This window comes from Spirosoma flavus, from assembly GCF_054778555.1.
The window spans coordinates 213,872-226,576 of the sequence record NZ_BAAGZL010000009.1; the positions used below are offsets into that span (position 1 = coordinate 213,872).

Below are 12,705 nucleotides of genomic sequence, written 5' to 3' on the forward strand. Positions count from 1 at the left end.
GATGAATTGAACAAGAATACATTAACTTTTCATTAAACCACTCGTTTTTATACTAGTAATCCCATTAACCTGCTTCAACTATGCTTGCCAATAATCCTAAAATCCCACGAACGAATCGCACGGATCCGCTCACTCGGTTCAGCCAGATGATTCGCGAGCGTTTCAGTCTGGATGAAGATAAGGCCGATGAAGCAGGTATCATTCAGTCGATTAGCCGGGGCATTGAGTTTCGGGGTGTTAACTTGTGGACGCTCATCTTCGCTATTTTTATTGCCTCCATTGGGCTTAATGTCAATTCTACCGCCGTCATTATCGGTGCCATGCTCATTTCTCCGTTAATGGGGCCAATCATGGGAATCGGCCTGGGTATTGGCATCAATGACCTGACGTTGATTCAGCGGGCGTTGAAAAATTTGAGCATTGCCGTATTTATTAGTCTGTTGACCTCAACGCTCTACTTTTTCATTAGCCCTTTACACCAGGCACAGTCTGAGCTTCTGGCCCGTACCTCGCCCACCGTCTGGGATGCGTTCATCGCTTTTTTTGGCGGGCTGGCGGGTATAGTCGCCGGGTCGCGCCGGGAAAAAGTGACCAATGTTATTCCGGGTGTTGCCATTGCTACAGCGCTCATGCCCCCACTTTGCACCGCTGGTTACGGCCTCTCAACGGGTAATCTGTATTATTTTGCCGGTGCGTTTTACCTGTTTCTGATCAACAGTGTATGCATTAGCCTAGCCACTGTACTGATTGTCCGGTTTCTAAATTTTCACCAGAAAGAATACCCTTCACCCGAGGTGGAACGGCGGGTGCGTACTACCATTTGGGTCGCCGTGCTCATCGTAGTCGTGCCCAGTAGCTACCTGGGTTATCAGATTGTTCGCAAAACGATTTTTGAACAGGCAGCCAAACGCTTTGTCACGGCTGAATGTAATTTTCAGTACCGACAGGTCATCAATTACACCGCCCGGTTCAATCGGAAGCAGAGTACACTAGAACTCTCGCTGGTGGGTGAACCTTTACCTAACGATTCGATCAATCTGTTACGTACCAAAATGCCCGCTTATGGATTGGACAACGCCAACCTCATCGTCAAACAGGGTAATTTTAAAGATACGGAAATCGACGTGGATGCCCTGAAGACGACATTGGCCGATCAGGTCATACAATATAGCCAGGCAACGATTGCCCGAAAAGATCATACCATCGACTCTTTACGACGCTATATTGACCTAACCCAAACTTCGCGGCTGTCCGTTGCTGACTTGCGAAACGAACTCAAAACGCTGATGCCCGACGTACAAACGTTTACCGCTGCCCGCTCATTGGTTATGAACGCCAGCAGCAATAAGCCCGATACCGTTATGCTGGTTTACGCCAAATTTTCTCGTCGGCATACAGCTAGCGAAAAGCGTCGGATTGAACGCTGGTTGCAAAGCCGTACGAAGAGCAGAAAAATAAAACTGCTGGTTGAATAGCCGGTGTCTTGCGTTGTCTATCAATACTGTATTCATGAACGTACCAATAAGCCGGGAACATCAACGATCCAGAGAAGAAACAACGTCAGCAAAAACAGGGCTGTCATCAACATCCTAAGCCAGTCCGGCTTTTCAGGTTCTTCGCGAAACAGTTTTTGTCGTGGTTTCGGGTTTGCTCTGAAACAGGGCCCGGTGGAAAAAACGGTGTGTAATATAAAAAAGAACTTTTAGACATGACCTTGTTACGTTAGTGTATCGTGGATTAAGTACGCAATTGGCTTTTAGTCGGTAGTTTGTAAAGAATAACGATAGTCGGATTACAATACCGCTAAGTGCGCTAAGCACCTTAAACAAAAGAAGTAATCAGGTATTAGAGGGAGCTTAAGCAATTTTTAGAAACTGCTTAGAAGTCAGCGATTAGATTGATTATCAGGAGAATTGCTATTTTCTAAGTAATTTCTAATGGGATTATAAGCTGATTTTTAGCTTGGAGACGGAAGTTGCTAAAAGACCGACCTGGTTGCGACACCACGAACAGATTGGTAAGTAATCATTTTACTCGAAGCGATCATGACAAAATCAACTATAGAGGCAGACCCGAATCTTCATTGGTATAAGGATGCCATTATTTATGAACTGCATATCAAAGCCTTCTGCGATGGTAATGGCGATGGAATCGGTGATTTTCAGGGGCTTCTCACCAAGCTGGATTACCTTCAGGAGTTGGGTGTAACGGCCATCTGGTTATTGCCGTTCTATCCGTCGCCCCTGCGTGATGATGGCTACGACATCGCCGATTATTACACCATCAATCCGTCGTATGGCACCATTGAGCAGTTTAAAACCTTGCTTCACGAAGCGCATCAGCGGAATCTGAAAGTGATTACCGAGCTGGTTATCAACCACACATCGGATCAGCACCCCTGGTTTCAACGGGCCCGAAAAGCGCTCAAAGGTTCGCCCGAACGGGATTACTACGTCTGGACGGATGATCCAACGCAGTACAGCGATGTGCGAATTATTTTTCAGGATTTTGAGAACTCCAACTGGACCTGGGACCACGTAGCGCAGCAGTATTACTGGCATCGTTTTTTCCATCACCAGCCCGATCTGAATTATGATAATCCACTGGTTCAGGACGAGATTTTTAAGATAATCGATTTCTGGTGCGGATTGGGCGTGGATGGTTTTCGGTTAGATGCAGTGCCTTATCTGTTTGAACGGGAAGGCACCAACGGCGAAAATCTGCCCGAAACGCACGCCTTTCTGAAGAAACTGCGTCAGCACATTGATGAGCATTTTCCGGGTGTTGCATTTCTGGCCGAAGCAAATATGTGGCCCGAAGATTCGGCGTCTTACTTTGGCGAGGGCGACGAATGCCACATGAATTACCATTTTCCGGTGATGCCCCGTTTGTTTATGGCGCTGCAAATGGAAGATCGCTATCCGGTTACCGATATTTTTGATCAAACTCCCGCCATTCCAGATAATTGCCAGTGGGCTATTTTCCTGCGTAACCACGATGAATTAACGCTGGAAATGGTGACCGACGAAGAGCGGGATTATATGTATAAAACGTACGTCAGAGATCCCCGGTCACGTATCAACCTCGGTATTCGCCACCGGCTGGCGCCCCTTTTGGGTAACAACCGCAAGAAAATCGAACTGATGAACAGCCTGTTGTTTTCGCTACGTGGTACGCCGGTGATTTATTACGGGGATGAAATCGGTATGGGCGACAACGTGTATCTGGGCGACCGTGACGGCGTCCGAACCCCCATGCAATGGTCGCCGGATCGGAATGCCGGTTTCTCTTCGGCGAACCCGCATAAGCTTTATCTGCCCACTATTCTTGATCCCGAGTACCATTACGAATCGGTCAACGTGGAAACGCAGCGCACCAATACGTCCTCGCTGTTCTGGTTCATGAAGCGGATGATCACGCTTCGCAAGAAATACAAAGCGTTTGGGCGGGGCGAATTGACATTTCTACCCGTAGAAAATCCAAAAGTGCTGGCTTTCACGCGTACTTACGAAGGCGAAACGCTGCTGATTATCATCAATTTGTCGAAGTATTCGCAACCTACTGAAATCGAATTAGATGGATTCGGTGGTTACGTACCGGTCGATGTATTCAGTCGAAATTCGTTTCCCGCTGTTTCCGAAAAGGAGACGTATTTCTTCACATTGGCTCCGCATGATTATCAGTGGTTCGTGCTGGAGAAGGCGCATACCGATGTGCAAACTCCGTTTCAGTTGCCCGATCTGCGCGTTGCCCTTTGGGGGCAGATTTTGAGTCATGGCGCCCGCGAACGGCTGGAAACGAACGTATTACCCGATTATCTGATCCGATCTGACTGGTTTCGCGAGAAACAGCAAACCATGCGGAGTGTCACTATTTTTAACCATGCTCCGTTGATGCTGCCCGTCGGTTCGGCGTATGTTCTGCTGCTCGAAGTTTCGTATGAACGGGGACTACCCGAAATTTTCCAGTTGATCGTCGCTTTTGCCAACGAGTCGCAGACGGCTAAGCTGACGCACAGTTGTCCGCAGGCGGTACTGGCTACGCTTGAATTAGGGCATGAATCGGGCGTTCTGTGCGATGGATTGTATTTACCCGACGTGCAACAGGCACTGTTTCAGAAAGTTGCTCAGCAGGGCAGACCCAATGGCGGTAATCTCGTATTCCAGAGTAAACCAGCGCTGGAGAATTATTTTCAGCAGCATGATACGATCAAACCCAAACTGCTTTCGGCGGGCTCCGACTACGTATCCATTGCTTATGACCACTGTTATCTGTTGAAAATGTATAGAAAGGTGGATCTGTTGGCCAATCCGGATACAGAAATGACGCGGTTTCTATCTGAACAGGCCGGGTTTACGAACGTACCGACGTTTACAGGCTCCATCGACATGTTTTCGGCGGGCGAACCCATTACGTTGGGCGTTATGCAGGAAATGAATGCCCAGCATGGCGACGGAAAACGCTACGTCCTGGAACGGATCAACAACTTTATTGAACGGATTCTGGCGCGCAATCAGACGCAACTCTCGGCTGCGCTGGCGGCTCCAATGGGTACGTTCAGCCAGCCGGTTGCTTTCAGTACGTTGCCGTTCGAAACCCAGGAATTAATTGGTCATCGGGCGGCTCAGCAGGCCCGATTGCTGGGCGAACGTATCGGGCAAATGCACCAGGCGCTGGCGTCTAATCCTGGCGATCCGCAGTTTGCGCCCGAAGATTTTTCGCTGCATTATCAACGCTCCCTGTTTGCGGGTTTGCAGTCGCTGGTTCGGGAAAGTTACCAGACCCAGAAAAAGAATCTGCAACGCCTTCCCGACGATATTCGACAGGATGTGCAACAGATACTTGGGCAAAAAGAGGACGTTTTAAATCTGCTGAAACGGATTTATGCGAAAAAGCTCGATACCACGAAAATTCGAATTCACGGCGATTTACAACTAGAGAAAATTCTATTGACCGGCAAAGACATGGCCATTCAGGATTTCGGCGGTGATCCCAGTCGCAGCTACAGCGAACGCCGACTAAAGCGGTCGCCCCTGCGCGACGTAGCGTCCATGATTCGTTCGTTTTACTACGTATCCTACGAGGGTTTTCTGCTGAATAATCAGGTGCTGGCCGACGATACAGTCACGCTGCTTCCATACGCGGAATTCTGGGCGAAAAGCATGACTAATTTCTTTATGGAAGCGTATCTGGAAACGGTTCAGGGCAGTTCATTTCTCCCCAAACAGTCCGCCGATCTGCAAATGATGTTGGAAACGTATCTGCTCGAAAAATCCATCGCCGATTTGACCCGTGAACTCGAAAGTCGTCCCGATTGGGTACGTATTCCGTTGCGGATCATTCAATCGATTCTTGCTACGTCGGGGCTGGCAACTAAAGAAAACGTATTACAGGAAAGTGATGCGGTGCTGGGTACGATAGCCGATATTTAATCACCCCATTTTTCGACGTAGCACACTACGTTAGTCAGGCATTTTCACGTTTGCCTACCGCATCTGAATCAGAGCGTTAAAGATATGCTTTGGATCAGATGCGGTGGGCAAACGTGTGTGATCTCGTAACCCAAATTGATTACGTGCGAGTTATCTATGTCTGGATTATCGGCTGTCTGAAACTGTCATTACGGAGAGTTTATCAGACACGAAATACGATGGAACAAACGTTCCGCTAGGACAACACCATTTATCGACAATAAGCAGCTTCGCTGGGTTGGTAACCCATATGGATTTTGTAATTAATTACCCATGAATCGATTCATTCAATACACATTCATCGCTAGTTTCTTCTTCGTTATTAACCCGGCTGAGCATCTGGGACAGGGTTTACAAACACAGGCAATTCAGCAGACACGGCTTAGTCCCGATGAGCAGTTTGGGGCTTTGTTCGAAGCCGTCCAGTTGAAATCAGTTTTTCCGGATTCGAAAACATTCGCCGACTGCACGCCTAAATTTCCACCAGCCACAATTCTGGCGAACTATGACCAGGCTAAGCAACAGTCTGGTTTCAATCTGAAAAACTTTGTTGGTCAGCATTTTTCGTTACCCGTCAGACCAGCCTCCGGCTATACCAGTAAAGCCGGGCAATCGGTCGAGCAGCACATCACCGATTTGTGGTCCGTACTGACTCGGCCCGCTACGTCCCAACCGAAATCGGGTGAGCTGATGGGTTCGCTGATTGCGCTCCCCAAACCATACGTAGTGCCAGGTGGCCGCTTCGGTGAGATTTATTATTGGGATAGTTATTTCACCATGCTGGGCCTACGGACATCTGGCCAAACGACACTAATCAGAAACATGGTCGATAATTTCGCGTACCTGATCCGAACGTTTGGCTACGTACCGAATGGCAACCGAACGTATTTTCTGGGTCGGTCGCAGCCGCCATTTTTTTCGTTTATGGTGAATCTGCTAAGTGAAACGCAGGGGCGACGGATTTTGCTTACGTATTTGCCGGAACTGCAGCGCGAATATGATTTCTGGATGGCCGGTAAAGCTCAGTTGACCGCCCAGCAGCCCGCCTTTCGACGCGTAGTACGATTGGCCGAGGGCGTGTATCTGAATCGGTATTTTGATGATAATCAGACTCCACGTCCGGAGTCGTATCGGGAAGATGTTCAGCTGGCCCGATCCGCCAAAAATCCGCAGGTTGTGTATCGTCATTTGCGGGCTGCGGCTGAATCGGGTTGGGATTTTAGCAGCCGGTGGCTGAAGGATGGCAAGCGTCTACGTACCATTCACACTACGGATTTTATCCCGGTCGATTTGAACGCGCTGCTGGTGAATCTGGAACAAACATTAGCCGATGCGTATCGATTGAAGGGAAATGTGGCTTTATCGAAAGAATACGATCAACTGGCTCAGCAGCGACGTAGCGCCATTCAGCGCTACTGCTGGAACCCGAAAAACGGTTTCTTTTTTGACTATGATTTCGTGGCTCAGAAACCGTCTTCGGTCTATTCCTTGGCTGGTGTCTATCCGCTATTTGTGAAAATCGCTACGTCGGCTCAGGCCGTTGCGGTGGCCCGCAAACTGGAACAATCGTTTCTGAAATCAGGTGGATTGGCCACTACGTTGATCCGTACCGGCGAACAATGGGATGCGCCCAACGGCTGGGCTCCCCTGCAATGGATAGCCATTCAGGGACTGCGCAATTATCGCCAACAGCCTTTAGCAGCCAAAATAAAAAAAAGTTGGGTAGCCGAAAATTTGCGGGTTTACAAAGCATCGGGCAAGCTGGTCGAAAAATACGACGTAGTAAATACGGCAGCAGCCAAAGGCGGTGAATATCCGAATCAGGACGGTTTCGGCTGGACCAACGGAGTGTTGCTCACTTTGCTCAAAGAAAAATAAGCAGATACTACGTTCACGTGGCCTAGCCTACGGCCAACGAGGAGCCAGATTCGCTTAAAATTGGAAACAGCGGTATGGCTTCTCCTCTGGCGGGCTGACTATGGACGGGCGTTTCTGGCTTGATACACAACACCGGACGCTTGGCCTGGCTGATCATCTGTTTAAAGAAAGGCCCCACAAATAAATGCCGAATATTGCTAGCCCGATCCGCCGTGATAATGATCAAATCCGCGTTCTGCTCATCGGCTTGTTGCAGAACGGTATTCACCGCAGAACTGGTTTGCGACAGTAGTGAATCAGCCTCAATGGCATCCTCTGAAATGCTTTTGTTGAGTAAGGCCATGTTGACATTAATGGCTTTACCAGCATCCGAATCCAGTTCTTCGGTTAAACCCAGCACGGTCAAATGGGCATTATTCTTTTGAGCAATCGTCCGGCTGAACTCGTATTTGGCGATGGCTTCCGGCACTGGTCGGATCGGGAAAAGGATTTCTTTGAAATCGCGCACATTGGCCTGTTCAGGCACCGTCAGTACTGGGCACAGCGCCTGATTGACAACGTGATAAGCTTCGGATCCCATTACGTACTGAAGCAAACCAGTGGAGCCATGTGTACCCATTACAATCAAATCGGCCCCAAAATCGGTGGCGGCTTCCGTAATTCGGTCTGTAATTGGCCCAATCCTGCATTCGACTGAAAAAGGAATTGACTGATCGCTTAGCGTTTCATCAGCCCATTGCTGCAATCGCTGGGTTTCGGTTTTTAGCACCTCATCATGAGGCATCGACACCATCAGACTATCGTCAGTAGCGAAGGTATAGTGTTCAGGGTTAATCACATACAATAGCCTGATTTCAGCTTTGTGTCGCTGACTCATCGCAATAACCAGATTTATAATGTCCGGTGATGTATGATCCAGATCGACTGGAACTAGTATTCGGTTTATAGTTAGATTATTCATTGGCTCATCCTGTTTATAGTCCACTGCAACCATTCTCGTGGCAACGTAGCACTCGTTTAAACGCCAGTTATCTGTCATTACAGAAGAAACGCACGGACGTTAACCCGCTGACGTAACGTAGCAACAAATCGCCAGAGCTGGAAAAGAGAAACCGATATGGTAGCCAGAGAAATGGCAAACAGGGACAGTGTTACTTGAGTAAGCGTAGGCGACATAACGTATTAAGTATTTGGTTTTACCCAAATTTCGCCCCTTACCCTTAGAATGAGCTTAAACAGAACTTAGAAAGTTATTATAACCATAAGCGGATGCATCGGTTGTCGGCAAATTGCTAATCTATTCGTCAATAGCGACTTCTTCCGGTTTCATCCTCTGCTTTTTATGCTGATCTATCGCAACGGGGCTACCAAAGATGAAAAACCACTTTTGCCGAAATCCTTTTGCCTTTTTTACATCGTGAATAATGTCCATTACTTCATGAAAATTGATGTGCAATGGATTTGCCTTATTGCCAATGTTGGTCGTGATGCCATAGATAGGCGGCTCTTCTTCAGGCTGATACGTACCAAACAGCCGATCCCAGAAAATGAACGTAGCACCGTAATTTTTGTCGATGTACTTCTCCTGCGAACCATGGTGGACGCGGTGGTTAGATGGCGTAGCAAACACGTATTCGATCCAGCGAGGAAGCCGGCGGATGTATTCGGTATGCACCCAGAACTGGAATAGGACCGCTATCTGATTGGTCACGAAGAAAATAATGGGATGAAACCCGACCAGGGCAACGGGCAGAAAAAAGATAATCTTTAAATTCTGTATCCAGCTCAGTCGAAACGAAACACTTAGGTTGTAATGCTCGCCCGAATGGTGTACGACGTGCGTTGCCCACCAGAAGCGCTGCTCGTGTGAGAATCGATGCGCCCAGTAACTGAAAAAATCGTAGATAACGTAGCAGGGAAGCAGCGTCCACCAGTGCAGGGCCATCCGCCAGGGCAACTGATTGTAAAGCCATACCACGCCGTAGAGCAGGGCAAGTTTAATCGCAACGCCAATCGCCAGCGAACCCAGGCCGACCAGAATTGAACCGATTGTTTCCCATTTTTCGTAATACGGTTTCTCCTGCATGTAGGAGATAATCATTTCGGCCGCCGTTAGCACAATCATAACCGGAACAGCCCATAAAATTAGATTAGGCGCCCCCTGATCTACCCGCCAGAGCTGGTCCAGAGGGATAGGTGGGGCACCAAATAAGGAGTCGACCATCATTCAAGAAAATTTTCATCAGGTTGAGTACCTGCCGGTATTTCTTGTCGAAATACCGGCAGATTAAGCAGAGCACAGGCTCCGTAAAGAGTAACCGCTTGGTTTTCGAACAACGAAAACTATCGTTAAGTTTTGGGCTTCTCGTTGACCGGCGCAAAATGATGCTGATTAACATAGCCCAGCCGATGGTCGTTAAAGAGAGCTTGTTGCCAACCCGGACCACTGCCAAACAGATCATGCGCAAACCAAACGATTTCTCCTTTTCGAATTAGCCCGCCCTTTTGTTGTGTTGGATTCGCTGGCTCTTCCACCCATTGCGTTTCCTGAATAGCCTTTGCGGGTAACTGAAATGTCTCAGCGGCTACCGATAGATTGCATTTTAGTTCGGTTGTATGATTCATTCCGTTTTGTCTAAAAAGTGAAGAAGGAATTTTTTGCGACGAGTCTAGTTCGTCAAGCTACAACTTATCGTTACTGTTCGGTTTTGTCCAGCCGGTCGCCTGCTTCTTCAAACGAATTGCCTATCGTGCGACCCGCTTTCTTAAAACCCGCTTTAATGTCCTGCCAGGCATCTTCCGTCGCATTTTTTGCTTTGTCGATGTCGTTGTTCAGTTCCTGTCGCTCCGTCTTTAATTTAGCTAATTGGTTTTTCATAGATGCTTTGGCTTTATCGCTTTTTCGGTCCAACTTGGTTTGTAACTCGTTGATTTCCTGGTCAAGTTTGTCACGTTGTTGTTCCAGGTCAGCGACGGCCTCATCACGTTCCTGACGGAAATTAGCTTTCGCGTCATCGGTCGCTTCCTTGGCGTCAGCTTTCATGGCATCACCCGTTTGTTCAACGGCTTCTTCCGTTCGGGATTCATTCGAATCTGTGTTACAGCCTTGAAATGCGACGACCGAAAGGGTCATCAATGATGTCGCAAACAGCGATCTAATTAGTTTCGTGTGCCTCTTCATAACGTTTATAAAGTTATAATCAGGGCAAAAGAGGCCTTTCTATCTTAGAATGGACTTAAGCTAATCTTAGAAAGTTCTTAGAGGTGAATAGATAGGTGCTTAGTGTAAGTAAGGAATACAGGTTAGCGTATTTGTTTTTTGAAAATAGTCCCTGATTTACAAGTGCTTAAGTTATATAAGAGCAGTTGATACGAATAAAGCAACTTAGCCATTTCTTACATCATTGAGTTACGTGGGCTAGCTCTGGATATCGTGAAAATCATTTGCGATCAAGTTGAGCCTTTGGCACCATACGGCATTTATCAGGTTAAGTCGGCCAAAAGAAAAAGTCAACCCTGGCCACTACGTTCAAGAAGGTTTTTAAACGGACGTAATGGAGATGGGCTATCATTCGTGGGGAGGACGTACCACATGCTCACTTTCTAAAGGGCTTTTGGGGAGTATCCTTCTGCAAACGTTACGTCATTAACTCAGCCCTGGCAATTAACCCTAAAGCACTAACTCCGTCAAACACTTTGGCATGAACAAGGGGTTATCTGCATATATCCGCTTAAGGCAATGGCTAAACAGAATCCCTATTTGGTAGATGGGTCAAACCGACGCTGGTTTTTAAAGCAATCATCGGCCGTAGCGGGTGTCTTACTCATGCCACCGCTGATTGATCCAGTCCACTCAAAACCCGCAGCGATGGGCCCTTCAAATACAATGAGTAAACGCTCGATTACGCTACGAATCAATCGGAAGGTGTATAAACTCGATATTGAGCCTCGCGAAACGTTGCTGGACGTATTGCGCGAACGGCTCGATTTGACGGGTTCCAAAAAAGGCTGCGATCACGGTCAATGCGGGGCTTGTACTGTGCATGTTGACGGACGAACAGCCAATGCCTGTTTGTTGCTGGCCGCCATGCAGCAAAACCGAGAGATTACGACTATTGAAGGATTGGCGCCGGGAAAAGATCAGCTGCATCCGCTGCAAACGGCTTTTCTGGAGCACGATGGGTTTCAATGTGGCTTCTGCACACCCGGTCAGCTCATGTCGGCAGCCGCCATCATTCGGGAGGGTCATGCTCAATCAAGAGAAGAAATTAAAGAATGGATGAGTGGTAATATTTGTCGCTGTGGAGCCTATGCCGGCATCGTCGCAGCGGTGGAATCGGTTCAAAAAGGAGGGCAGTGATCATGAAAAATTTTGATCTGATCCAGGCGAATGGGCCAGCCGATGCGGTAAAACTGATCAGTCCGGCCCCCTCTATTCGCTTCATTGCTGGAGGTACGAACCTGGTTGATCTGATGAAGTACGGCGTTGAAAACCCCGATACGCTCATTGATATCAGTCGCTTACCGCTGGACAAAGTCGAAAAAACGGCTGCGGGGCTACGTATCGGCGCGCTGGCTCGCAACAGCGACGTAGCGGCTCATACACTCGTTACCGCTCAATTTCCATTGCTGGCACAGGCGCTGCTGGCCGGGGCCTCTCCTCAACTTCGCAACATGGCAACGATGGGCGGTAACTTAATGCAGCGGACTCGGTGCTACTATTTCTACGATACCAGTCAACCCTGCAACAAGCGCAATCCTGACGCTAACGCCGGCCCCAAAGGTTGTGGCGCTATTGGTGGTATCAATCGGATTCACGCGATTTTGGGTACCTCCGAGAGTTGCATCGCCACCAACCCCAGCGATATGAACGTAGCGCTGAGTGCGCTCGATGCCGTTGTGCAGATTCAGGGGCCAACTGGCAATCGATCGGTACCAATACTGGACTTTCATCGCCTACCGGGTAATACCCCTCAGCGCGATAACGTACTGGAACCAAACGAACTGATTGTGGCGATTGATCTGCCTACACCGCAACTGGCTGGCAAATCGCATTATCTGAAAGTTCGGGACCGGGCTTCGTATGCCTTTGCGCTCGTATCCGTAGCCGCTCGAATGGCGGTCGAAAATGGTACTATTCGTGACGTTCGAATTGCACTGGGTGGCGTAGCGCACAAGCCCTGGCGAATACCTGATGTTGAAAAACAGCTGGTAGGCAAACCCGCTGCGGAAACTACGTTCCGGGAGGCCGCTCAGCAACTGCTGGCGAACGCTAAGCCGTACGAACACAATGCGTTTAAGATTAAACTGGCCGAAAACACCATCATTCGCACGTTGCAAACTCTGGTCTAATCGC

General features: G+C 48.5%; 10 protein-coding genes. 5 read left to right on the forward strand and 5 right to left on the reverse strand.

Annotated features, from left to right (window positions below; all coding sequences use genetic code 11):
- The first annotated feature begins 80 nt into the window (after nucleotides 1-80).
- From ACYVF1_RS30680 to treF, 3 genes are all read left to right on the forward strand, one after another.
- Nucleotides 81-1,475 carry a TIGR00341 family protein gene (locus ACYVF1_RS30680; protein ID WP_461086259.1) on the forward strand — a complete coding sequence of 465 codons (1,395 nt, stop codon included), beginning with the start codon at nucleotides 81-83 and terminating at the stop codon, nucleotides 1,473-1,475.
- A gap of 570 nt (nucleotides 1,476-2,045) precedes the next feature.
- The gene (treS, locus tag ACYVF1_RS30685) at nucleotides 2,046-5,432 is read left to right on the forward strand and encodes a maltose alpha-D-glucosyltransferase (RefSeq protein ID WP_461086261.1); all 3,387 of its coding nucleotides are present in this window, start codon (nucleotides 2,046-2,048) and stop codon (nucleotides 5,430-5,432) included.
- A 312-nt stretch (nucleotides 5,433-5,744) separates the two neighbouring features.
- A complete protein-coding gene (gene treF, locus ACYVF1_RS30690) occupies nucleotides 5,745-7,349 on the forward strand; it encodes an alpha,alpha-trehalase TreF (protein ID WP_461086263.1) in 1,605 nt (534 codons plus the stop codon).
- Between the two features lie 22 nt (nucleotides 7,350-7,371).
- Here treF and ACYVF1_RS30695 read toward each other — a convergent pair whose 3' ends face one another.
- The 5 genes from ACYVF1_RS30695 to ACYVF1_RS30715 form a co-directional block, all read right to left on the reverse strand.
- The gene (locus ACYVF1_RS30695; RefSeq protein WP_461086265.1) at nucleotides 7,372-8,310 is read right to left on the reverse strand and encodes a universal stress protein; all 939 of its coding nucleotides are present in this window, start codon (nucleotides 8,308-8,310) and stop codon (nucleotides 7,372-7,374) included.
- 77 nt (nucleotides 8,311-8,387) lie between these two features.
- On the reverse strand, nucleotides 8,388-8,525 hold the full coding sequence (locus ACYVF1_RS30700) for a hypothetical protein (protein WP_461086267.1): 138 nt from the start codon (nucleotides 8,523-8,525) through the stop codon (nucleotides 8,388-8,390).
- A 121-nt stretch (nucleotides 8,526-8,646) separates the two neighbouring features.
- Nucleotides 8,647-9,573 carry a sterol desaturase family protein gene (locus ACYVF1_RS30705; protein ID WP_461086317.1) on the reverse strand — a complete coding sequence of 309 codons (927 nt, stop codon included), beginning with the start codon at nucleotides 9,571-9,573 and terminating at the stop codon, nucleotides 8,647-8,649.
- Between the two features lie 125 nt (nucleotides 9,574-9,698).
- Complete coding sequence (locus ACYVF1_RS30710; RefSeq protein WP_461086269.1) at nucleotides 9,699-9,974, reverse strand: hypothetical protein; 276 nt, start codon at nucleotides 9,972-9,974, stop codon at nucleotides 9,699-9,701.
- Nucleotides 9,975-10,044: 70 nt separating this feature from the next.
- Nucleotides 10,045-10,530 (reverse strand): sll1863 family stress response protein, encoded by a 486-nt coding sequence (locus ACYVF1_RS30715; RefSeq protein ID WP_461086271.1) that lies wholly within the window; start codon nucleotides 10,528-10,530, stop codon nucleotides 10,045-10,047.
- Nucleotides 10,531-11,088: 558 nt separating this feature from the next.
- Between ACYVF1_RS30715 and ACYVF1_RS30720 the strand changes: the two genes are divergently transcribed.
- The gene (locus ACYVF1_RS30720; RefSeq protein ID WP_461086273.1) at nucleotides 11,089-11,709 is read left to right on the forward strand and encodes a (2Fe-2S)-binding protein; all 621 of its coding nucleotides are present in this window, start codon (nucleotides 11,089-11,091) and stop codon (nucleotides 11,707-11,709) included.
- A 2-nt stretch (nucleotides 11,710-11,711) separates the two neighbouring features.
- Nucleotides 11,712-12,701 (forward strand): FAD binding domain-containing protein, encoded by a 990-nt coding sequence (locus tag ACYVF1_RS30725; RefSeq protein ID WP_461086275.1) that lies wholly within the window; start codon nucleotides 11,712-11,714, stop codon nucleotides 12,699-12,701.
- Nucleotides 12,702-12,705: the final 4 nt, after the last annotated feature.

Coding starts and splice junctions, on each gene's coding strand:
- ACYVF1_RS30705 (WP_461086317.1), bottom strand. CDS start 9,573: ATGGTCGACTCCTTATTTGGTGCCCCACCTATCCCTCTGGACCAGCTC.
- treF (WP_461086263.1), top strand. CDS start 5,745: ATGAATCGATTCATTCAATACACATTCATCGCTAGTTTCTTCTTCGTT.
- treS (WP_461086261.1), top strand. CDS start 2,046: ATGACAAAATCAACTATAGAGGCAGACCCGAATCTTCATTGGTATAAG.
- ACYVF1_RS30680 (WP_461086259.1), top strand. CDS start 81: ATGCTTGCCAATAATCCTAAAATCCCACGAACGAATCGCACGGATCCG.
- ACYVF1_RS30710 (WP_461086269.1), bottom strand. CDS start 9,974: ATGAATCATACAACCGAACTAAAATGCAATCTATCGGTAGCCGCTGAG.
- ACYVF1_RS30700 (WP_461086267.1), bottom strand. CDS start 8,525: ATGTCGCCTACGCTTACTCAAGTAACACTGTCCCTGTTTGCCATTTCT.
- ACYVF1_RS30715 (WP_461086271.1), bottom strand. CDS start 10,530: ATGAAGAGGCACACGAAACTAATTAGATCGCTGTTTGCGACATCATTG.
- ACYVF1_RS30720 (WP_461086273.1), top strand. CDS start 11,089: ATGGCTAAACAGAATCCCTATTTGGTAGATGGGTCAAACCGACGCTGG.
- ACYVF1_RS30725 (WP_461086275.1), top strand. CDS start 11,712: ATGAAAAATTTTGATCTGATCCAGGCGAATGGGCCAGCCGATGCGGTA.
- ACYVF1_RS30695 (WP_461086265.1), bottom strand. CDS start 8,310: ATGAATAATCTAACTATAAACCGAATACTAGTTCCAGTCGATCTGGAT.